Origin of the sequence: Limnohabitans sp. Rim28 (assembly GCF_000293865.2) — a bacterium.
In the GTDB taxonomy this organism is placed as follows: domain Bacteria; phylum Pseudomonadota; class Gammaproteobacteria; order Burkholderiales; family Burkholderiaceae_C; genus Limnohabitans_A.
The window spans coordinates 100,596-121,908 of sequence record NZ_ALKN02000007.1 but is presented as its reverse complement, the minus strand read 5'-3'; the positions used below and the strand labels follow the sequence as shown (position 1 = coordinate 121,908).

The 21,313-nt window shown below is 59.7% G+C and carries 18 protein-coding genes; 7 read left to right on the top strand and 11 right to left on the bottom strand.

The window, feature by feature from the left end; genetic code table 11:
• Positions 1 to 12: 12 nt before the first annotated feature.
• The 9 genes from B472_RS09810 to B472_RS09770 form a co-directional block, all read right to left on the bottom strand.
• Positions 13 to 2,247, bottom strand: coding sequence for a molybdopterin cofactor-binding domain-containing protein (locus B472_RS09810; protein ID WP_019427417.1), 2,235 nt, complete (start codon positions 2,245 to 2,247; stop codon positions 13 to 15).
• Positions 2,244 to 2,732: a (2Fe-2S)-binding protein gene (locus B472_RS09805; RefSeq protein WP_019427416.1), complete on the bottom strand. Its 489-nt coding sequence runs from the start codon at positions 2,730 to 2,732 to the stop codon at positions 2,244 to 2,246. Before B472_RS09805 ends, B472_RS09810 begins: the two co-directional genes overlap by 4 nt.
• Positions 2,733 to 2,735: 3 nt before the next feature.
• A complete protein-coding gene (locus B472_RS09800; RefSeq protein WP_019427415.1) occupies positions 2,736 to 3,707 on the bottom strand; it encodes a tripartite tricarboxylate transporter substrate binding protein in 972 nt (323 codons plus the stop codon).
• 74 nt (positions 3,708 to 3,781) lie between these two features.
• Entirely contained in the window at positions 3,782 to 4,750 is a 969-nt protein-coding gene (locus B472_RS09795; RefSeq protein ID WP_019427414.1) for a tripartite tricarboxylate transporter substrate binding protein, read from the bottom strand.
• A 2-nt stretch (positions 4,751 to 4,752) separates the two neighbouring features.
• On the bottom strand, positions 4,753 to 5,667 hold the full coding sequence (locus tag B472_RS09790; RefSeq protein WP_019427413.1) for an alpha/beta hydrolase: 915 nt from the start codon (positions 5,665 to 5,667) through the stop codon (positions 4,753 to 4,755).
• Positions 5,668 to 5,770: 103 nt separating this feature from the next.
• Entirely contained in the window at positions 5,771 to 6,664 is an 894-nt protein-coding gene (locus B472_RS09785; protein ID WP_019427411.1) for an alpha/beta hydrolase, read from the bottom strand.
• 61 nt (positions 6,665 to 6,725) lie between these two features.
• Positions 6,726 to 7,700, bottom strand: coding sequence for a tripartite tricarboxylate transporter substrate binding protein (locus B472_RS09780; protein WP_019427410.1), 975 nt, complete (start codon positions 7,698 to 7,700; stop codon positions 6,726 to 6,728).
• A gap of 20 nt (positions 7,701 to 7,720) precedes the next feature.
• Complete coding sequence (locus B472_RS09775) at positions 7,721 to 8,593, bottom strand: fumarylacetoacetate hydrolase family protein (protein ID WP_026039631.1); 873 nt, start codon at positions 8,591 to 8,593, stop codon at positions 7,721 to 7,723.
• Between the two features lie 179 nt (positions 8,594 to 8,772).
• Positions 8,773 to 9,387 carry a glutathione S-transferase N-terminal domain-containing protein gene (locus tag B472_RS09770; protein ID WP_019427408.1) on the bottom strand — a complete coding sequence of 205 codons (615 nt, stop codon included), beginning with the start codon at positions 9,385 to 9,387 and terminating at the stop codon, positions 8,773 to 8,775.
• A gap of 123 nt (positions 9,388 to 9,510) precedes the next feature.
• Between B472_RS09770 and purB the strand changes: the two genes are divergently transcribed.
• Both purB and B472_RS09760 read left to right on the top strand, forming a co-directional pair.
• Positions 9,511 to 10,911: an adenylosuccinate lyase gene (gene purB, locus B472_RS09765; RefSeq protein WP_019427407.1), complete on the top strand. Its 1,401-nt coding sequence runs from the start codon at positions 9,511 to 9,513 to the stop codon at positions 10,909 to 10,911.
• 4 nt (positions 10,912 to 10,915) lie between these two features.
• On the top strand, positions 10,916 to 11,476 hold the full coding sequence (locus B472_RS09760; protein ID WP_019427406.1) for a YaeQ family protein: 561 nt from the start codon (positions 10,916 to 10,918) through the stop codon (positions 11,474 to 11,476).
• 69 nt (positions 11,477 to 11,545) lie between these two features.
• Here the strand turns inward: B472_RS09760 and argC are convergent, their stop codons facing one another.
• The gene (gene argC, locus B472_RS09755) at positions 11,546 to 12,469 is read right to left on the bottom strand and encodes an N-acetyl-gamma-glutamyl-phosphate reductase (RefSeq protein WP_019427405.1); all 924 of its coding nucleotides are present in this window, start codon (positions 12,467 to 12,469) and stop codon (positions 11,546 to 11,548) included.
• Between the two features lie 190 nt (positions 12,470 to 12,659).
• Here argC and sucC point away from each other — a divergent pair, with 190 nt between their 5' ends.
• The 5 genes from sucC to B472_RS09730 all read left to right on the top strand — a co-directional run bounded on the left by sucC (position 12,660) and on the right by B472_RS09730 (position 18,340).
• Positions 12,660 to 13,820, top strand: a complete 1,161-nt coding sequence (gene sucC / locus B472_RS09750; protein WP_019427404.1) for an ADP-forming succinate--CoA ligase subunit beta — start codon at positions 12,660 to 12,662, stop codon at positions 13,818 to 13,820.
• A 51-nt stretch (positions 13,821 to 13,871) separates the two neighbouring features.
• Positions 13,872 to 14,768: a succinate--CoA ligase subunit alpha gene (sucD, locus tag B472_RS09745; protein WP_019427403.1), complete on the top strand. Its 897-nt coding sequence runs from the start codon at positions 13,872 to 13,874 to the stop codon at positions 14,766 to 14,768.
• Positions 14,769 to 14,912: 144 nt separating this feature from the next.
• The gene (locus B472_RS09740; RefSeq protein ID WP_026039630.1) at positions 14,913 to 15,623 is read left to right on the top strand and encodes a TerC family protein; all 711 of its coding nucleotides are present in this window, start codon (positions 14,913 to 14,915) and stop codon (positions 15,621 to 15,623) included.
• Positions 15,624 to 15,745: 122 nt separating this feature from the next.
• Positions 15,746 to 16,228, top strand: a complete 483-nt coding sequence (locus B472_RS09735; RefSeq protein ID WP_026039629.1) for a pilin — start codon at positions 15,746 to 15,748, stop codon at positions 16,226 to 16,228.
• Between the two features lie 216 nt (positions 16,229 to 16,444).
• Complete coding sequence (locus B472_RS09730; protein WP_019427400.1) at positions 16,445 to 18,340, top strand: acyl-CoA synthetase; 1,896 nt, start codon at positions 16,445 to 16,447, stop codon at positions 18,338 to 18,340.
• Positions 18,341 to 18,353: 13 nt separating this feature from the next.
• On the opposite strand, the gene B472_RS09725 is transcribed toward B472_RS09730, so the two are convergent.
• Positions 18,354 to 21,272, bottom strand: coding sequence for a DNA topoisomerase III (locus tag B472_RS09725; RefSeq protein WP_019427399.1), 2,919 nt, complete (start codon positions 21,270 to 21,272; stop codon positions 18,354 to 18,356).
• Positions 21,273 to 21,313: the final 41 nt, after the last annotated feature.

Below are 21,313 nucleotides of genomic sequence, written 5' to 3'. Positions count from 1 at the left end.
TGTTCTCTCGGGTTAAGGAAGGGTTGAAGAATGTGCAGGCGCATCGCTGTCGATGGCGCGCATCAGGTTGTCCGGCGTGAAGGGCATGCTGCGCACGCGCACGCCGATGGCATCGAAGATGGCGTTGGCGATGGCCGCGCAGGTCGGTCCGGCACTGCACTCGCCCGCGCCCAGCGAGGGGTGACTGTCACCGGGCATCAAATTGGATGTGACTTCGGGCATGTCGCTGAATTTCAATATCGGGTAGCGGCTCCAGTCGTTCGACGTGACGCCTTGCGGGCTCAGTTGCGCCGCTTCGCACAGCGCCCAACTGGCCGCTTGCAAAGCGCCTCCTTCGAGCTGGTTGATGGCACCATCCGCATCCACCACATGGCCCACATCTGCGGCCAGCCAAAGTTTGTGGAGCTTGACTTTTTCAGCCACTACCAACTCGACCACCACCGCGCAAAACGCCCCGGTGTTTTTGTAACGCGCAAAGGCCAGACCCCTGCCCCAGCCTTCGGGCCGGTCTGTGGGTTTTGGCTGGGTCCAACCTGCCATGCGGGCCACTTCTTGCAGCACTGCCGCTTGACGCGCGTACTCAACACCCGGCAAGTGCGCCAGCCGAAACGCCAAGGGATCCTGCGACAGTCCTTGGGCCAATTCGTCCATGACCGACTCGGCGGCCAGCACATTGACCGGCGCGCCCAAGGCGCGCATGGCCGAAACACGAAAAGGCATGTTCAGCACGCGGTGGTTGAGGACTTTGACACACGGGATGTCGTAGGGCGGTTGGGCATTGCGCTCAGAGCCACCGCCCACCGCCATCGCGGCATTGACGGCCAAGGTCACGGGGGAGGGTTGCCCGGTTTGCCACGCGCCCAGCAAGGCTGGCGTTTTGCCCCGACCGGGCCGCGTGCCATGCCCTTGGCCCCACACGGTTTGTGTCCAATGGACCAATTGCCCCGCTTCGCCAACCGCAGCGTCGATGCGCACCGCCATGGCCGGCGCCAAAGGGGCATGGCCCAATTCGGCTTGGCGCGTCCACTGCACCCGCACAGGCCGCTCGGGCACTTGTTGCGCCAACCAGGCGGCATCCCAGGCCACATCATCTGCGCCGTTGTGGCCGTAGCAACCTGCACCCTCCACATGCGAAACCTGCACCCGTTGCAGGGGCACATCAAAGGCCAATGCCAAATCGCGCCGAAGGTTGTAAATGCCCTGGCTGTGGGTCCAAACTTCCAGATGCTGGCCCGACGGCTGCTCAGACCATTGCGCCAAAGCACAGCACAGACCCACCGAGGCGTGCTGCACAAACGGTCTTTGAAACTCTGCGCTCACGCGGTGGTGAATGGCGCTTTGGGTGGGGGCTGAAATGTCGGCCACCACGGTGGTGTCCAAGGCTTGGTTTTTGAGCCAATTTGGCAAATCCAAGGGATCTGGCACTTGTGCTTCGCAGCGCCAAAACTGTCCTTGTGCAGCGCCATCTTCGACCTTTCGGGCGATCTGGCTCAACACATGTTCAGTCTCGGTCAGCACACCCAACAACAAACCATCATGCACCACCTGCAGCACGCCTGCGGTGCATTGCAATGCGGCCACCAGCGCTTGCATCTCGTGCCCGATCAGCTCGGCGCTGAGGGTGCCGGGGCGAAACACCATGCCGTGGCACATGGGGTGCGACGCGCCCGGCATGACACGGTCGTGGATGTATTCAAATTCACCCAACACCTTGGCCGCCACGTCGGGACGCAAGGGGGCTGGCGCTGTGTTGGTCGGGTCATGCGCGGCGCGCGCCGCCTGGGCATGCACCGGCTCGATGGCGCTGTCCCACATCGCTGGCGTTGACAGGCTGGCATACGAGGCGTGGGTCCATTCGCTGAAAGTGCCGTTGGCCACTGGGCCAGCCTCCATGAACTGCCCACCTTCGCAGCGAATCTCCTCAGACGCCACACCCAGGCGCTGGGCCATGGCTTGGCGGCAAGCTTCGCGCCAATGCGCGGCCGCACAGCGCAAGGCTGTGCCCGAATGCTGCACAGACAGGCTGCCCGAGGTCACGGCTTCATCCGGGCTGAAAAGCGTGCTGGCGGGCACCATGTCGATCTGCTCGGGCGGCAGCCGCAATTCTTCGGCCACGATCAGCCGCAGCGCGTGCGAGATGCCTTGGCCCAAATCAACCTTGCCTGAGAACGCCTGCACCCGACCATCCGGCCCCAAAGCCAGCCATTGGCGCAGCAAGGGCTGCGATTTGAGAGATTCGGGCGTCATGGCGCAGCCAGCAGCCGAGCCGCGGCTTTTTCGATGGCCCGCACCACCCGGTTATGCGCCCCACAGCGGCACAAGTTGCCATCAATGGCTTGGACAATTTCCTGACGAGTGGGTTGCGGCTGACGTTGCAGCAAAGCAGCAGCCGACATCAAGATGCCGCTGGTGCAAAAGCCGCACTGCATGGCCTGCTCTTCCATGAAGGCGGTTTGCAAGGCATGCGGCGCTGACCGGTTACCCAAGCCTTCGACGGTGGTCACGGCTTTCCCTTCGACCGCCCACAAAGGCGTTTCACAGGACGACACGGCGTGGCCATCCAGCATGACGCGGCAAGCACCGCACTGGCCTTGCCCACAGCCCATGCGCGTGGCTTTGAGGTGCAAGGTGTTGCGCAAAAGGTCCAGCAGGCTTTGCCCGCTTTCACCTTGCACGGACACGCTGCGTCCGTTCAGCTGAAATCGCACGCCTTGTGCCACAGCCTGGGGCATGGATCAGTCCGGTTTGGCGCCAGAGATCTTCACGATGTTGGCCCACTTGGCGATGTCAGCACTCAGGTACTGGTCGAACTCGGAGACGGTCATCGACATGGGCACCGCACCTTGCTTGGCCCAAGCGGCCTTCACGTCGGGGTTGTTCACGATCTTGCGCACTTCCGCGTTGAGCCTGTTCACCACATCGGCGGGCGTGCCTTTGGGCGCCATCAAACCCAACCAAATGCTGGCTTCAAACCGGGGCACACCCGACTCATGGACAGTGGCCAAGTCGGGCAGGTTGCTGGAACGGGTCAAACCGGTACCAGCCAACGCACGGACCTTGCCCTCGCGTGACAAAGTGGCCATGGTGGTTTCCGCATCGAACATCACATCCACCTGTCCGCCCACGATGTCGGTGCGTGCACCGGAGCTGCCTTTGTAGGGCACATGGGTCATGTCGATGCCCGCCATGAATTTGAACAGCTCGCCCGCCATGTGGTACGGCGTGCCGTTGCCGGAGGAGGCATAGTTGATCTTGCCGGGTCTGGATTTGGCCAAAGCCACCAACTCAGCCACGTTTTTGACAGGCACAGAGGGGTGGGCCACCAACAGCAAAGCCGAGTAATTGATGGGTGCGATGCCCACAAAATCGCGCATCAAGGCAAACGGTTTGGTGGGAATCAAGGACTCGTTGACGGTGTGCGTGTTCGACATCATCAACAAGGTGTAACCATCGGCTGGCGACTTGGCCGCCAAGTCGGTGCCGATGATCGAACCCGCGCCGGGTTTGTTGTCAATCACGAACGACTGCTTGAGTTCCTCGGTCAGTCGTTGCGCCATAAAACGAGCGTAGTTATCGGCTGGCCCACCCGCTGCAAATGGCACCACGATTTTCACGGGCCGGTTGGGGTAGCTTTGAGCTTGGGCGAGGCCGGCGGTCATGGCCAAACCAATGGCTAAGAATTTGAAAAATTTTTGTTGCTTGAACATGATGTGTCTCCTGTGTATCCAGTGCGTTTTAAATTGAACCAACTCAACAATTTGAAGGGGCCTTGGTGCAGGCTTTATTCCAACTTGATGCCTGCCTCTTTGACGACTTTGCCCCATTTCTCCATTTCGGAGACCATGAGTTGCGACATCGCGGCAGGGGTAGACAAACTGACTTCAACACCCGCATCAAACATGGCCTTTTGCGTTTCGGGTGTGTTCATGATTTTGGCCACGTCGCTGTTCAAGCGGTTAACGATGCTGGCAGGCGTACCGGCAGGCGCCAACAGCGCCAGCCAAATGGTGGCATCAAAACCTGCAACGCCGGCCTCTTGCATGGTGGGCACATTGGGCAACTGAGGAATCCGCTTGGCACTGGTCACCGCCAGGGCATTGAGACGGCCATTGGGCACTTGCGCCAAAGCGTTGGGCACCCCCGCAAAACTGCTTTCCACCACGCCGGCGACCAAGTCTGTGGCGGCCAAATTGCTGCTGCGGTAAGGCACGTGCTTGAGCTGGGTTTTGGTCATCGAGGCAAACAAGCCACCGATCAAATGCTGCGCACTGCCGTTGCCGGACGATGCGTAATGGATGGCGTCAGGCTGCGCTCTGGCCAAGGCAATGAACTCTTGCACGTTTTTGACAGGCACTTTCGGATTGGTCAACAACACATAGGGCGAATCCACCAACTTGGTCACGGGTACAAACGCCTTGATGGGGTCGTAGGGGACGCTTTTGTAAATCCAAGGGCTGATGACATGCGTGGAAGAAACAATCAACAGGGTGTGCCCATCGGGTGCCGATTTCGCCACTTGGTCAGAGCCGATCATCGAGCCCGCGCCAGGTCTGTTTTCGATGACGACCGGTTGACCCAAGCTTTCGCTCAATTTGACGCCCAGAATTCGGGCCACGACATCGGTGAAACCACCCGGCCCAAAAGGCACCACAATTTTGACCGGCTTGCTGGGGTAGGTCTGGGCTTGGGCTGCGCCCAAAGACAGCACCAACAAGGCAGCCGCGCACACCGTGTTCAATAGCTTTTTCATGTTTAACCTTTGTAGATAGGGTCTGGCTGAGAAAAGAAGCTGTGCAAAATTTGGTACACCATCAGGTGGTTTTTTTGCTGGAAACTGGCATGCGAGATGCCTTGCATGATGCTGAATTGCTTGTTGGTGCAGGGCAGCAACTTGTAGAAGTTGATCAGGTCGTCCAAGCTGGCTATGCCATCGTATTCGCCGCGCATGATGAGCGTGGCGGCCTTGACTTGGGTGGGGTCCACCAACGGCAACTTGGAACACATGTCCACGTAGGTGCCCGTGGGCATGGATGAGTCCAAGGTCAGGATGGCATCGGCAAAGGCATCCTTGGTGGCGTCGTCTGCGCACTCGGCATGGTCACGGTTGAAGATGCTGTGCACAAACGCTCTGTCGATGGGGCGGCTGTTTTTGGCCAAAAACTCGGGCAGTTTTTTGGTCCGCTCGGCCAAAGTTGGGCTGCCTTGACCCGTCCACACAAAAGCGTCCAGTGCCAATTTGGCGACACGCTCTGGATGCCTTTGTGCAAACAAGGCGGCCTTCAGGGCGCCTGAAGATATGCCGTAGACCAGCAGTTGCTTGGCGCCTGTTTTTTCAAGAATGTAGGCGCTGCCCGCCGACAGGTCATCGGCCCCATTGCTGATGTCAAAGTTAATGGGGCGATGTTTGTCCGAACGGCCATAGCCTTCGTTGTCCATGCACCAAGTGTCAAAGCCGCGCTCGGCAAACCAATCCATCACGGACGAGTGCGGTCGTCCGGGCACGCTCAAATCAAACGTGGGTTGTGAGGCCATGGACGAACCATGCACAAACAAAACCGTGCCCGCATACGGGACTTTGGGGGATGCTGGTTTTTGCCACAAAAAAAGACGGATGTCGCCTTTGTGGGTCCAGTGCTCTTGGCCGCCAGACCATTCAACGTTTGCCATGGTGCTTGTCTCCTAATGGGCTTTTTGAAATGCATTCAAGCCTCTTGCTGGGCTTTTCGTGGGGTCTTGCTGCGCACTTTGGCGCATGGGGTTCAAGGTGCACTCAGAGCGGTGCTTTGAGAAAGTTCTCCAAAGCAAAGTGGAATTTGTTGCGAACGACGCCCATCATCGGATTGTGCGCAATGCCTGACAACACCACAAACTGTTTGTCTTTGGTCGGCAGGCGTGTGAAGAAGTCCAACAAATCGGGCTCAGCGGCAATGCCGTCGAACTCGCCGCGAATCACCAAAGTAGGACAGGGAATGGCCTCGGGCTTGGCCAAAGGCAAGTTGGCGCACATGTCCACATAGGTGCCGGTGGGCACTTCGCTGACCAGCGGCAGCTCGGCCGCTGCAATCGCTTTGGGCACGCTGTCTTCACTGGAGCCGGGTTTGTCACGGTTGAACATGCCCTCGTAAAAGGCCAGGTCCACCTTGCGGCGAGGGTTGGCGCTGTACTCGGGCAGTTTTTTGCGGCGCTGCTCCAAGGTGGGCGAACCGGCGCCGGTGTAAACCAAGGCGGACAGGCCCAAGCGCGCCACCGTTTGGGGGTGCGCTTCGGTGTAAAGACACGCGCGCAGCGCCCCAGAAGAGGAGCCAAAAATATTGATTTTTTCAGCGCCTGTTGTTTGCAAAATAAACGGGACGACTGCTGCCAAGTCTTTGGAGCCGGTGCGGACATCGCTGTTGCCTCGACCTGACCAGCTGGAGCGGCCGTAGCCCTCATGATCAACCGTCCAAACGTCGTAGCCGCGCTCGGCAAAGTAATCCATGACCGAATAGTCTTGGCCACCCGGCACTTGCAGGTCATAGGTGTTGCGCCCTGACACGGTCGAGCCGTGGACCAACAGCAGCACCGGTTTGGCGGCTTCGCCAGCCACGGGCGCGGTGGTGCGTTTGCGGTACACATACAGGCGAACGTCTTCGCGATTGACAAAATACTCTTGGCTCCAGATCACGGGAAATCCTTGTTGAATTCAAATGAGAAAGAATGGGCTAAAGCGAGACCAAAGAAGCTCTTCAGTCCACTTTGCCAATGCGCTTGACCAAAGCACCCATGTCTTTTGCATCGGCTTGGACAAAGCGCTCAAAGTCGGGGGCATCTTGGTACATGAACGAAGTGCCTGCCGATGTCAATGCGGCCACAGCACGCGCATCTTGTGCCGCAAAGCGCGCGGCTTGACGCAAAGCGTCCACCACGGCAGGAGGGGTGTCGGCAGGCACAAACATGCCGGACCACTGCGAGTACTGGATGGGCACACCCAACTCCTTGAAACTGGGCACTTCGGGCATGCTGGCCAAACGCCCTTCACCCCAGTGCGCCAAGGCCCGCAGACGGCCAGAGGCTATGTGTTGTTTCACACTGGCGGGGCCGGTGGACAGGGCTTCAATTTGACCGCCCAACAAAGACAAGACCGCAGGGCCGGCACCGGTGTAGGGCACATGCAGCATGAACGAAGACGTGGCCGCCTTCAGCTGCTCCATGGGGACGTGCATCGTGCCGTAGTTGCCCGACGACCCAAAAGAAATGCGGCCCGGGTTGGTCTTGGCAAAAGCGATGAACTCGGCATAGGTTTTCCAAGGGCTGTCGGCACGCACCACCAGCACGGTGGGATCGGCTGTGAAACGCGCGATCGGCTTGAGTTGGCGGGTCTCATAGAGCGGGGTTTGCTGCAGAATGCGAGCCGCTTCTGGCAACACCACCAAAGAAGACAGCGACATCAAGAGCGTGTAACCATCTCCTTTGGACTTGGCCACCTGGGCCATGCCAATGCCGCCACCAGCGCCGCCTTTGTTCTCAACCACAATGCTTTGCTTGAGGTAGCGCGACATGGCTTCGGCCACAGGGCGGCCCACGGTGTCGGCCACGCCACCTGGCGGAAAGGGCACAACCATGGTGATGGGCTTGGTGGGATAGGCTTGCGCCATGGCTGACCAACCGGAACAGGCGATGGCCGCCGCCATCACCACTTTGAGCCACTGTCTTGTTTTCATTGTTGTCTCCTGAAGGTGCTTCAAACGAATCGGTTTTCGATGTGGCCCACGCCGTCGATTTCAACGCGGATCACATCGCCCTTGGCGATGTAGCGCGGGGGGTTCAGGCCCATGCCCACACCCGCAGGCGTGCCCGTGGCGATGATGTCACCCGGGTAAAGGGTGATGCCGCGTGAGATGGTTTCGATCAAGGTGGGGATGTCAAAGATCATGTTCTCGGTCGGGCCGTCTTGGCGCAACTCGCCGTTCACCCAGCAGCGCACACGGGTTTTACGGCCGTCGATGTCGTCGGCGGTCACGATCCACGGCCCCATGGGGCAAAAGGTGTCAAAGGACTTGCCCATGTCCCATTGCTGGTGGCGCATCTGCACATCACGGGCGGTCACGTCGTTGACCACGGTGTAGCCGAAGACATGCTTCATGGCGTCGGCCTGGCTGATGTTTTTACCGCCTTGGCCGATGATCACCGCCAATTCGGCTTCGTAATCAATCTGATCGGAAACGGCAGCGCCTGGCAGCTGCACGTCGTCGGTCGGGCCCACCACGCATTCGGGCACCTTGGTGAACACGATGGGCCAAGCCTTGGTGTCCGCATTGCTGTCTTTGAAAACCGAGGCCTGCAGCTCTTTGGCGTGCGCATGGTAGTTGCGGCCCACGCACCAGACGTTGCGGCGCGGCACAGGCAGTGGCGATTCGAGCTTGACCGAAGAGACGGCCAAAGGCGGGGCCGTCAAAGCGGGCAGGGGCTGACCCGCCACCATGGCGTCGATCAACACCTGGGCGCCGCGCTGGGCTTGAGCCTCTGTCAGGGCAAAAGGCGTGACCTGCAGGCCATCGGCTGAGACCTGACCGACTTGGCGTTTGTTGTTGTGGACAAAGGTGGCGATGCGCAAAATACTCTCCTGAAAACGGGCAGCTCGCTGCCTCATGACGATGTGAATGGGCATCTTTAAAACCCATGTCATTCATCATAGAGAGCCGAGCTGCTTAGGAGAGACGCGCACCGGACAAATGGCTACTTTGAGGATCAAAAAAGTTGCGGTCAGCCCAAGGCCAAGCACCCAGAAACAGATCAGCCTGGCTGAGTTTCCTGAAAACTTGAACGCTGCGCCAGTTTGTCGTAAAGCTTGTTCAGGTTGGGATAAGGGGTGCGCCAGTCAATTTGGGGGTAGCGAAAGTCCAAATAGGCCACCGCACAACCCACCGCGATGTCCGACAGGCTCAGGTGAATGCCCGAACAAAATGCTTTGTCGCCCAAGCCGTGACTCATGGCCTTCAGGGCATGCTGGATTTTGTCCAAATGGCGGTCAATCCAAGCTTGGCTGCGCTGGGCATCTTCGCGTCCGGTCCAAACCGCTTCCATGCGGGCCGTCAAGGCAGCGTCCAACAAGCCGTCGGCCAGCGCTTCCCAGGTTTTGACCTCAGCCCGTTCACGGCCAGCCACAGGGATCAGCTTGCCCACAGGGGACAAGGTGTCCAGATACTCCACGATCACACGGGAATCGAACACCGCTTCACCGCCCTCCATCACCAAGCAGGGCACTTTACCCAGCGGATTGGACGCATGAATCACGGTTTGGGCTGACCACACGTCTTCGGTGACGAATTGGTAGTCCAACTTCTTCTCGGCCATGACGACGCGCACCTTGCGAACATAAGGACTGGTAACGGAGCCGATGAGTTTCATAAAGATGAGGGATAGGACCTGTAAACGATGGCAGATTCTAGGTGAAACACGCCACCACCTGCCTGTCAATGGCCCATTTGGCCAGGCGGACGGCCAAGGCACAGCGGGAATTACAATCAAAGAATGAATTTCACCCCTGTTTCCGCCCTGTCACCGCTGGATGGTCGTTACGCCAGCAAACTCAATGCCCTTCGACCGCTCATGAGTGAGCAAGGTTATATGCACCGCAGGGTTCAGGTTGAAATTGCCTGGTTCATCGCTTTGTCGGATGCCGGGTTTGACGAATTCAAACCCCTCACCCCCGGTGCGCGGCGCTACCTCACGGGCTTGGTGAAAAACTTCAATGAAGAAGACGCCATGGCCATCAAGGCGTTTGAGAAGACCACCAACCACGATGTGAAGGCGGTTGAATACTGGATCAAATCCAAATTTCAAGACCGCCCCGAGTTGGAAAAAGCCGCTGAATTCGTGCACTTTGCCTGCACCAGCGAAGACATCAACAACACCAGTCACGCGCTGCAGCTCAAGGGCGCCCGTGCGGAAGTCATCCTGCCGGGTCTCGATGGCCTGATCGCCAAACTGCGCGAAATGGCGCACGCTTTTGCCGAAGTCCCCATGCTCAGCCGCACCCACGGGCAAACCGCCAGCCCCACCACCGTGGGCAAGGAAATGGCCAACGTGGTGATGCGCCTGACCGGTTGCCGCAACAAGATCGCTGCCGTTCAACTGATGGGCAAAATGAATGGCGCTGTAGGCAACTACAACGCTCACCTGTCAGCTTGGCCCGACTTCGACTGGGAAAATTTTGCCCGCCAAGTGGTGGAAACCCCTGAAATTGGCGAGAGCACTTCAGACGCTTGGGGCCTGGGCCTGTGCTTTCAGCCCTACAGCATTCAGATCGAGCCCCACGACTACATGGCCGAGTTGTTCGATGCCGTGGCCCGCAGCAACACCATCCTGATCGATTTATCGCGTGACATTTGGGGCTATGTGAGCCTGGGTTACTTCAAGCAGCGCCTGAAAGCCGGCGAAATCGGCTCCAGCACCATGCCCCACAAAGTCAATCCGATCGACTTTGAAAACGCAGAAGGGAACCTGGGCCTGGCCAACGCCATACTCAAGCACCTGTCTGAAAAGCTGCCCATCAGCCGTTGGCAGCGCGACCTGACCGACTCGACCGTGCTGCGCAACATGGGCGTGGGCCTGGGTTACACCGCCTTGGCCTATGCCTCGCTCATGACAGGCTTGAACAAGCTGGAGCTGAACGAAGAAGCCCTGGCCGCCGACCTGGAGGGTGCATGGGAAGTGCTGGCCGAACCGATTCAGACGGTGATGCGCCGCTATGGTGTGCAAGGTGCCTACGAAAAACTCAAAGACGCGACACGGGGCAAAACGGTGACGGCAGCAGACTTGCATGGCTTGATCGCTGCGCTCGACATTCCACAAGCCGACAAAGACCGTCTCTTGGCCATGACGCCGGGCAGCTACATCGGCAAAGCGGCCGAGCTGGCCAAACGCGTCTGACACCATGGCCCTCAAATCCACCATTTACAAAGCCAACCTGTCGATCGCTGACATCGATCACAGCTGTTACGAAGACCACCAGCTCACACTGGCGCGTCACCCCAGCGAAACCGACGAGCGGATGATGATTCGCCTGCTGGCGCTGGCCATCAACGCCTACAAACTGCAGGCGGTTTGCCATGGAGACGGCAAGCTGGCCTTTGGCGCCGGCTTGTCCGACCCGGATGACCCCGATTGCAGTTTGCGCGACTTCACGGGTCGCACCCGTGTTTGGATGGAAGTGGGCCAGCCCGAAGACAAGCCGATCATGAAGGCCTGTCAAAAGGCCGATGAGGTGCTGCTGTATTGCTTCAACCATGCGGCCGAAGTCTGGTGGAAAGGCATCGAGACCAAACTCACCCGGCTGGACAAACTGCAGGTCTGGCGCGTGCCCACCGAAGGTTCGCAAGAACTGGCCAAACTGGCCGAGCGCAGCATGCAGTTGCAAGCCACCGTTCAAGAAGGCAGCGTCACCTTCAGCAGCGACAAGGGCAGCGTGCACATCGAGCTGATCCGCTGGAAATAAGGCCCGCAAAAGGAGCTGCGTGGCACTGGCCCTGCCCGCCCTTCTGAGACCCACGGCCGATGGGACGTCTTAAAGGCCCAGCATCAAAGTGATGTTTTGCACCGCCGCACCGCTGGCGCCTTTGCCCAGGTTGTCCAAGCGGGCGATCACCACAGCTTGGCGGGCGGCCTCGTTGGCAAACACACGAATTTCCAGTTGGTTGCTGTCGTTCAGGGCCGTGGCGTCCAACTTCAGGTTGTCGGTGGCAGGCTCAACGCTCACCCAACCGCCAGCCGCGCGGCTTGGCGCGTAATGTGCGCGCAAGGCCTCGTGCAGATCGGCGCCCGTCGGTTTGCCCGGCAAAGTGTCGAGGTGCAGGGGAAGCTGTACCAGCATACCTTGGCGGAAATTGCCCACAGCGGGCACAAACAAAGGGCGGTGCGTGAGTCCGGTGTAGCGCATGATTTCCGGAATGTGCTTGTGCTGCAGGCCCAGGGCGTAGGCTTCAAACAGCGGGGCCCTGCCCGCTTCATAGTCTTCGATCATGGTTCTGCCGCCACCAGAGTACCCACTGACTGAAGGCAGGCACACCGGGAAATCGGCTGACATGAGACCCGCATCGATCAGGGGACGCAGGATGGCGATCGCGCCCGTGGCGTAACAGCCGGGGTTGGCCACCCGCTGCGCCTGGCGCACGGCAGCCGCCTGATCGGCGGCCAATTCTGGAAAGCCGAAGACCCAATCGGGGTGGCAACGGTGGGCCGTAGAGGCATCCACAATGCGCGGCTTGGCGCCCGGCAGGCTGTCGACCATGGCCACCGACTCGATGGCGGCATCGTCGTGCAAGCACAGCACCACCAAATCGGCCGCGGCCATCAGCTCGCGTTTGGCTTCGGGGTCTTTGCGGCGGGCCGGATCGATGCTCATCACCTGCACTTGGGGCATCAGCGCCAAGCGCTCGCGGATCTGCAAACCGGTGGTACCGGCTTCGCCATCGATGAAAATTTTGGCCATGGGTATTACTTTCACTGGAAATCGAGTTCACATGCGTCATGTCAACGTAAGACGCGTCGCGCATGATTGGTGCATTGCAGCATGATACAGTCGCTGTCTGCAGTGTCCAACGCACGCTGAGAGGTCTTTCGTTGAACGAAAGGCCGCAACGGACCGGTCGAAATTACCCACCCCTCTGAGAGAAGACCTCATGAAGATTCACGAGTACCAAGGCAAGGAAATCTTGCGTCAATTCGGTGTGCCCGTCCCCCGCGGCATCCCTGCATTCACGGTTCAAGAGGCGGTCGAAGCCGCTCAAAAACTCGGTGGCCCCGTCTGGGTGGTCAAGGCCCAGATCCACGCCGGTGGCCGTGGCAAGGGTGGCGGCGTGAAAGTGGCCAAAACCATTGAGGACGTCAAGCGCATCTCTGGCGACATCCTGGGCATGCAGCTCACGACCCACCAAACAGGCCCAGAGGGCCAAAAAGTGCGTCGCTTGTACATCGAAGACGGCGCCGACATCCACAAAGAGTATTACGTGTCCGTGGTCACCGATCGCGCCACTCAAAAGATTGCTTTCATCGCTTCGAGCGAAGGCGGCATGGACATCGAGGAAGTGGCCCATTCCACCCCCGAGAAAATCATCACCGAGTTCATCGATCCTCTGACCGGTCTGGGCGATGCCCAAGCCAAGAAGATCTCAGACGCCATCGGCATGCCCGCTGACTCCACCGCCCAAGCTGTGGACATCTTCAAAAAGCTGTACCAGTGCTACATGGACACCGACGCGTCCTTGGTGGAAATCAACCCCCTGAACCGCGACAGCAAAGGCAACGTGATGGCTTTGGACGCCAAGTTCAACTTCGATGCCAACGCCTTGTTCCGTCACCCCGAAATCGTGGCTTACCGCGATTTGGACGAAGAAGACCCCGCCGAAGTCGAAGCTTCCAAGTTCGACCTGGCCTACATTTCCTTGGACGGCAACATCGGTTGCTTGGTCAACGGTGCTGGCTTGGCCATGGCCACCATGGACACCATCAAGCTGTTCGGCGGCGAGCCTGCCAACTTCTTGGACGTGGGCGGCGGCGCAACGGCCGAGAAAGTCACGGAAGCCTTCAAGATCATGCTGGCCAACAAGAATGTCAAAGGCATTTTGGTCAACATCTTCGGCGGCATCATGAAGTGCGACACCATCGCCACCGGCGTGATCAGCGCTTGCAAGGCCGTGAACCTGTCCGTTCCGCTGGTCGTGCGCATGAAGGGCACCAACGACGAGCTGGGCAAGAAGATGCTGGCCGAATCTGGCCTGCCCATCATCTCTGCCGACACCATGGCCGAAGCCGCGACAGCCATCGTCGCAGCCGTTAAGTAATGACTTTGGGGACAGATCTTGAGCTCTGTCCTCAACTGATTAGGAACAAACATGTCCATCTACATCAACAAAGACACCAAAGTCATCACCCAAGGCATCACCGGCAAGACCGGTCAGTTCCACACTGAGAAGTGCCAGGAATACGCGAACGGCAAGAACTGCTTCGTCGCGGGTGTGAACCCCAAGAAGGCTGGCGAGTCCATCTTCAACATCCCAATTTATGCCTCCGTCAAGGAAGCCGCCACGCAAACTGGCGCCACCGTGTCGGTGATCTACGTGCCGCCCGCAGGCGCTGCTGCCGCCATCTGGGAAGCCGTGGAAGCCGACCTGGACCTGGCCATCTGTATCACCGAAGGCATTCCGGTGCGTGACATGCTCGAAGTGCGCAACAAAATGAAGGCCAAAGAAGCCGCTGGCGGCAAGCGCACTTTGCTGCTTGGCCCCAACTGCCCCGGTCTGATCACACCCGACGAAATCAAGATCGGCATCATGCCCGGTCACATCCACCGCAAAGGCCGCATCGGCGTGGTGTCCCGTTCGGGCACTTTGACCTACGAAGCCGTGGCCATGCTGACCGAAGTGGGCCTGGGCCAATCCAGCGCTGTCGGTATCGGTGGCGACCCGATCAACGGTTTGAAGCACATCGATGTGATGAAGGCGTTCAACGACGACCCCGACACCGACGCCGTGATCATGATCGGTGAAATTGGCGGTCCGGACGAAGCCGAAGCCGCTCAGTGGTGCAAAGCCAACATGAAGAAGCCCGTGGTGGGCTTCATCGCCGGTGTGACGGCCCCTCCCGGCAAGCGCATGGGGCATGCCGGTGCTTTGATCTCCGGCGGTGCCGATACGGCCGACGCCAAGCTGGCCATCATGGAAGCGTGTGGCTTCATCGTCACACGCAACCCCTCCGAATTGGGCAAGTTGCTCAAGGCGCAATTGAAATAAAAACGTTTCTTTTTTACTGAAACGCCCTGCCGCGTGCAGGGATGTGGTTTGCCACAATATGAAAGCCGGATTTTCTGAGGGAAAATCCGGCTTTGTTTTTTGTTTGACATGTAAGCGCCCGCTCAGACGGGCAAAAGGACCACTGTGGAAGAATTTCTGACCGCTACGTTCTGGGTTGCTGTCGCCCAGATCATCATGATCGACATTTTGTTGGGGGGCGATAACGCCGTCGTGATCGCCCTGGCTTGCCGCCAGTTGCCTGAGCACCAGCGCAAACAAGGCATCCTGTGGGGCACAGCGGGTGCCATCATCTTGCGGGTCATCCTGATCTTTTTTGCGCTCACGCTGCTCGCCATTCCCTTCCTCAAATTTGTGGGTGCGATTTTGCTGCTTTGGATTGGCGTGAAACTGCTGACCCCCGATGCAGACGATGACCACAGCAACATCCAGGGCAGCGACAAGCTCTGGGGCGCGGTCAAAACCGTCATCATTGCCGACTTGGTCATGAGTGTAGACAACGTGATCGCCATCGCGGGCGCCGCTCAAACTTCTGGCAACCCCGATCACCAAATGCCTTTGGTCATCTTTGGCTTGCTGGTCAGCATCCCGATCATTGTTTGGGGCAGCCAGTTGGTGCTCAAGTTGATGGACCGCTTCCCGGCCATCATCGTTGCGGGCGGTATGTTGTTGGGTTGGATTGCCGGCACCATGATCCAAACCGACCCAGGCTTGATCGAATACATCCCTCAAGACAAAGTCTGGGGCTACGGTTTGGGCTTGGCAGGTGCCTTGTTGGTTCTGGCCGCTGGCAAGATCATCATGGCCCGTCGTCGCACGGCACCAGAATCCGCCTGACCTTCAGGGGCGTCTAGCGCGCCCCGATGGATCGCATGGGAACACCTGCTCCCATGTGCCCCTCTGGCATTTGGGTGTTGAATGGATTACCATCAATGCCCATAATTCAGGGAGAAAATGCCATGCAAAAAAGGCAACAGGGTTTGACATTGATTGAGCTGATGATCGTCATTGCGATCATTGGCATTCTGGGTGCCTTGGCGCTCCCGGCTTACCAAGACTACAGCATCAGGGCCAAAGTTTCAGAGATGCTTTTGGCCGCCAGCGGCTGTAAAACGGCCGTCAACGAAGCCATTGGCTCAGCCTCTGAGGCCGATGTATCGGCCAGCTTGCCCAGAGCCTGCGATGCGCAAATCAGCAAGTACGTCGCCAGCATCGGGGTGGACGCCAATGGCGTGATCACCGTGGTGGGCAACCACCTGGCGCTGCGCGGCAACACCTCTGCCTCGGCCAACAGCCTGTCTCTGACACCGCTGCAAACAGGCACCACCGCGGTCAACGGCAGTACCGATGGCGGCAAACCCGTTGCGGGCTGGCGATGTGGGCCTGCCGCAACCAACGGGCTGCCCGCCAAGTACTTGCCGGCCTCTTGCAAAGCCCAGTGATGCCAGCCGCGTGGTGGTCACGCGGTTAGCCCCTCACCCAAGGGGTTTCCGACTCTGCCTGCGTGCCTGGGTGTGCTTTCTCCATGCCACAAAGGCCAGGCCATGCCTTTGGAGTTGACCGGAACGACCGCAACGCGGCGGGGCTGGCCTGAATGGCCGCCGCCGCCCAAGCACACGCACAAGGCGTCGTGCGGCAGAGGGCGGCTAACATCGGCTATGCACCTGACTGTTTCATCTCCCGTTCAAAGCCTGGCCGATATCCACCGCATCGAGGCCACACCCTTGGCCGACGCCATGCCTTGGGCCAGCACCTATGCGCTGATCCGTGCCAGTGCCCAGGTTCATGCCGACCAGCCCGCGCTGAGCTTTTTGCACACGGGCCAACCCGGCGGTGCATCCACCACCTGGACCTACCGCCGCTTGCTGCAAGGCATCCACCAAACGGCCAACTTGCTGCACCATTTGGGTGTGGGCCCGCAAGACGCCGTGGGGGTTCTGTTGCCCGGCGGCCTGGCCTACCACCTGGCGCTTTGGGGCGGCGAAGCGGCGGGCATTGTGCAGCCGCTCAATCCCTTGCTCAGCGACGAAAAACTGCTGTCGCTGCTGCGGGCCAGTCAAGCCAAAGTGCTGATCGCCCATGGCGTCAAAGACGACAGTCAACTGCGGGCCACAGCTTTGCGCTTGCAAACCCAATTGCCCAGTTTGAAGACGGTGTTGCTGGTCAACCCCGACGGAGGTCCTCTGCAAGAAGCCAGTGCACTGCCTGCAGGTGCCCAAGACTTCCACGCCATGCGGGCCACGCAAGTGGCCGAGCACCTGGTCAGCCAACGGGTTTTTCAGCCCACGGACATCGCGGCTTACTTTCACACAGGTGGCACCACCGGGGCCCCCAAGCTGGCCAGGCACAGCCATGGCGCGCAGGTCTTCACCGCTTGGGCCAACGCCACGATGCAGGGCTTTCAGGCCAGCGACGTGACGATCAACGGCTACCCGCTGTTCCATGTGGCGGGCGTGTTGCCCGGTGCATTGTGCTCTCTGGCCGTTGGCATGCATGTGGTCATTCCGACCGAGGCCTTGTTTCGCAACCGCGAGGTGGTGCAAAACTATTGGCGGCTGGTGGCACACCACCGCTGCACGCTGATGTCGGGCGTACCCACGGTGCTGGCCGCATTGGCGGGCTTGCCACTGCAGGGGGCCGACATTTCAACGCTGCGTGCGGTGCGCACCGGCGCGGCGCCACTACCGCCCGAGCTAGCGCAGCGCTTTGAACAAACCTTCGGTTTGCAGATCAACGAGAGCTTGGGCATGACCGAAACCGCCGGCCTGAGCACCGTGGCCCCGCCGGCCTTGAGCGCGCCCGCAGGCTGCGTGGGTTGGCCTTTGCCGCATGCGCGTGTGCGCATCGTGGCGCTGAACAGCGATGACCAGGCCACATCGCAGACCCTGCCCGCAGGGGAAAAAGGCATGGTGCTCTACCAAGGGCCGAATTTGTTTTCTGGTTATCTGGACGCCGCAGAGACAGCGCGCAGCTTCACGCCCGACGGCTGGCTCATCACCGGCGATGTGGGCTTCATCGACACGCAAGGCCGCCTGCACCTGTCGGGCCGGGCCAAGGACCTGATCATCCGCAGCGGCCACAACATCGACCCCAAAGTGATCGAAGACGCCTTGGGTGCGCATCCGGATGTGGCCTTGTGTGCGGCCGTGGGCGCGCCGGATGCTTATGCGGGCGAGTTGCCTGTGGCCTTTGCCACCCTCAAACCCGGCAGCCAGGTGACCGAAGCCGAGTTGCTCGCCTTCACGGCCGAGGGTGTGGACGAAGGCCCTGCCAAACCCAAATCGATCACGGTGCTGAGCGCCATGCCCGTGACCAATGTGGGCAAAATTTACAAGCCCGAACTGCGCACCCTGGCCACCGAGGCGGTGGTGCAGAAACTGATCCACAACGCGATGTCACCCTTGCAGCTTGCACCTGTGCAATGGCCGCAGGTGCAGGCAACAGGCGATGCACCGGTGGTGGTGGACGCCCGCGCCACGCCTGCCGCAGTCTGGGTGGCGCTCAAGCCCCTGCTGGACGCTTTGCCGGTCAAGCTGGTGTTGCACGCCCCCTGAGGGGCTGAGCCCCTCAGCTCAGGTGCTTGCCGATGATCCCGGCCAGCTCGAACATGGTGGCACGGTCTTTGCCAAACACCGCTTGCAACTTGCCGTCGGCTTTGATGGCGCGCTTGTCAGCCGGGTCTTGCAGGTTGTTGGCCTTGATGTAATCCCATATTTTCTTGACCACCTCGGTGCGGGCATAGGTGCCTTCACCGATCACGGCGGCCAATGAGGCACTGGGCTTCAAGGTGCCCACTGCGGCTTTGCGTGGCGCTTTGGGCACAGCGGTTTTGGCGGCTTTTTTGGCAGCGGGTGTTTTGGCGGCCGTGGTTTTCTTCATCGCCACTTTGCCAAACGGGGTCTTCTTGGCCGCCGTTTTGCGGGGCGGGTATTTCTTGCCGCCTTCGCGCTGCTCAAACTCGAACGTCACCTTGCCCTCTTCGGGGTTCCAAGCCAGCATGGCCTTGAAGGGGCGGCGGGTGCGGTTGCTGATGAACTTGTCGAGCAGGTCGGTCTTGCCTGTGGCCAGCAGTTTGCTCACCTGCTCGCGCTCCACTGGTTGCTGCAAGATGATTTTGCCGCTCTTGAAATCGCAACTCGGCGTAGGCTGTTCGATGGTGGGCACAGCTTTGCTGCACACGTAGTTGCTGCCGTGTTCGTGCACCGGGCTGCCGCACTTGGGGCAAGCGCCCAAGGCCTCGTCGGTGAACTCGACGATCTCACCACTCTCTTCGTTTTTCTTGTCGTCACCGAAGTCAAACTCGAGCTTCCAGTTCTTTTCTTCTTCGTTGTACTTGAGCGCCATCTCGGCCACGAAAGGCCAACCTGCTTTGGAGCGGAAGCCTTCCAATGGCCCGATTTTCTTGTCGCGCATGAATTGCTCGACCTCGGCAGGCTCGAAAGTCCGGCCTGCAGGCGTCTTGCCAAACGAGAAACCGCAGCCTTCGCTGGCGCCGTCGACACCCGTGCAGGTGTACCTGCGGTAGTTTTCTTTCACCACGCCACCACAGGTGGGGCAAGGCGTGGTGACAGTGGCGTAGTCACCGGGCACGGTGTCGCGGTCGTACTCTTTGGCTTTCTTGACGATGTGCTCGGTCATGGCGGCGATCTCGGCCATGAAGGTGGCGCGGCTCAATTTGCCTTGCTCCATTTGCGCCAGCTTGTATTCCCACTCGCCCGTGAGCTCGGGTTTGGACAGTTCTTCCACCTGCAGGCCGCGCAACAGCGTCATGAGCTGGAAGGCCTTGGCCGTCGGGATCATCTCGCGGCCTTCGCGCAGCATGTATTTTTCGTTGATCAGGCCTTCAATCGTGGCGGCGCGGGTGGCCGGTGTGCCCAAGCCTTTTTCTTGCATGGCTTCGCGCAGCTCATCGTCATCGACCATCTTGCCCGCACCTTCCATGGCGCCCAGCAGCGTGGCTTCTGAATAGCGTGCTGGGGGGCGGGTTTTGAGGCCCTTGGCTTCCACCGACTCGACGCCCACTTGCTCACCCGGCTGCACCGGCACCAGGTTCTGACCTTTGTCGCCGTCTTTGGCGTCTTCCACCTCTTGAGCAGCTTCTTTGCCATAAATGGCCAACCAACCGGGTTTGACCAGCACCTTGCCCACGGTCTTGAAACTGTGGCCCGCCACCACGCTGATGCGGGTGGTCACCTGGTATTCGGCGCTGGGGAAGAAGACCGCCATGAAGCGGCGCACCACCAGGTCGTACAGCTTTTGCTCGGCTTCAGACAAACCGCTGGGTGCTTGAAGGGTGGGGATGATGGCAAAGTGGTCAGAGACCTTTTTGTTGTCGAACACGCGCGGGATCTTGCGCACGTAGTTGTTGTTGAGTGCCGTGAGGGCGTGCGGGGCCAGGTGGCGCATGCCGCTGTCGGCCAGCATTTCAAAGGTTTGCTTGGCCACGGGCACATAGTCTTCGGGCAGGTGGCGCGAGTCGGTCCGCGGGTAGGTCAGGGCTTTGTGGCGCTCGTACAGGCTTTGGGCCAGCGCCAGCGTGGTCTTGGCCGAAAAACCAAACTTGCCGTTGGCTTCGCGCTGCAAACTGGTCAGATCAAACAAACCGGGGCTCGCTTGCGTGGTGGGCGTGGCCTCTTCTGTCACGCTGGCGGTTTTGCCGCGGACCGCATCCACAATGGCTTGCGCCTCAGCAGCCGTCCATTGGCGGTCGGCTTTTTTCTCGGCGTCTTCTTCTTTGCGCCATTTGGGGTCAAACCACTTGCCTGGATACGTGCCCGCCGCCGCAGCGAAATCGGCATGGATTTCCCAGTAATCGCGGCTGATGAATTTGCGGATTTGTTCTTCACGCTCGACCACCACAGCAAGGGTGGGCGTTTGCACCCGGCCCACGGTGGTCAAGAAAAAGCCGCCGTCACGCGAGTTGAATGCGGTCATGGCGCGGGTGCCATTGATGCCCACCAGCCAATCGGCTTCAGAGCGGCTGCGGGCGGCATCGGCCAGGCCCTGCATTTGGGTGTTGCTGCGCAGGTTGTCAAAGCCATCGCGGATGGCTTGTGGCGTCATCGACTGCAACCACAGGCGCTGCACCGGTTTGTCCAGGGTCTTGGTGCCACCGGCGTACTGCTCGATCAGGCGGAAGATCAACTCCCCTTCACGCCCCGCGTCACAGGCGTTGATGAGGGCATTCACATCCTTGCGCTTGGCCTGCTTGACCACCGCACTCAGGCGGCTCTTGGTTTTGTCCACAGGCTTCAAGTCAAAGTGGGGCGGGATGACGGGCAGGTTGGCAAAGCTCCACTTGCCACGCTTGACGTCGTATTGCTCAGGGGCTTGGATCTCCACCAAGTGGCCCACGGCGCTGGTCACGACATAGCGGTCGTTCTCAAAGTGGTCATCGTGTTTTTCGAACTTGCCCGCCGTCGGCGTCAAGGCTCTCACAATGTCTTGGGCCACCGAAGGCTTCTCTGCAATTACCAGTGTCTTCATGTCATTACAATCCGTTGTCTCGCGTGCGCGCACGCGCCCGG

Excerpts from the sequence above, each read along its gene's own strand:
- B472_RS09810 (WP_019427417.1), bottom strand. The coding sequence starts at position 2,247 with ATGACGCCCGAATCTCTCAAATCGCAGCCCTTGCTGCGCCAATGGCTG.
- B472_RS09805 (WP_019427416.1), bottom strand. The coding sequence starts at position 2,732 with ATGCCCCAGGCTGTGGCACAAGGCGTGCGATTTCAGCTGAACGGACGC.
- B472_RS09800 (WP_019427415.1), bottom strand. The coding sequence starts at position 3,707 with ATGTTCAAGCAACAAAAATTTTTCAAATTCTTAGCCATTGGTTTGGCC.
- B472_RS09795 (WP_019427414.1), bottom strand. The coding sequence starts at position 4,750 with ATGAAAAAGCTATTGAACACGGTGTGCGCGGCTGCCTTGTTGGTGCTG.
- B472_RS09790 (WP_019427413.1), bottom strand. The coding sequence starts at position 5,667 with ATGGCAAACGTTGAATGGTCTGGCGGCCAAGAGCACTGGACCCACAAA.
- B472_RS09780 (WP_019427410.1), bottom strand. The coding sequence starts at position 7,700 with ATGAAAACAAGACAGTGGCTCAAAGTGGTGATGGCGGCGGCCATCGCC.
- B472_RS09770 (WP_019427408.1), bottom strand. The coding sequence starts at position 9,387 with ATGAAACTCATCGGCTCCGTTACCAGTCCTTATGTTCGCAAGGTGCGC.
- purB (WP_019427407.1), top strand. The coding sequence starts at position 9,511 with ATGAATTTCACCCCTGTTTCCGCCCTGTCACCGCTGGATGGTCGTTAC.
- B472_RS09760 (WP_019427406.1), top strand. The coding sequence starts at position 10,916 with ATGGCCCTCAAATCCACCATTTACAAAGCCAACCTGTCGATCGCTGAC.
- argC (WP_019427405.1), bottom strand. The coding sequence starts at position 12,469 with ATGGCCAAAATTTTCATCGATGGCGAAGCCGGTACCACCGGTTTGCAG.
- sucC (WP_019427404.1), top strand. The coding sequence starts at position 12,660 with ATGAAGATTCACGAGTACCAAGGCAAGGAAATCTTGCGTCAATTCGGT.
- sucD (WP_019427403.1), top strand. The coding sequence starts at position 13,872 with ATGTCCATCTACATCAACAAAGACACCAAAGTCATCACCCAAGGCATC.
- B472_RS09735 (WP_026039629.1), top strand. The coding sequence starts at position 15,746 with ATGCAAAAAAGGCAACAGGGTTTGACATTGATTGAGCTGATGATCGTC.
- B472_RS09730 (WP_019427400.1), top strand. The coding sequence starts at position 16,445 with ATGCACCTGACTGTTTCATCTCCCGTTCAAAGCCTGGCCGATATCCAC.
- B472_RS09725 (WP_019427399.1), bottom strand. The coding sequence starts at position 21,272 with ATGAAGACACTGGTAATTGCAGAGAAGCCTTCGGTGGCCCAAGACATT.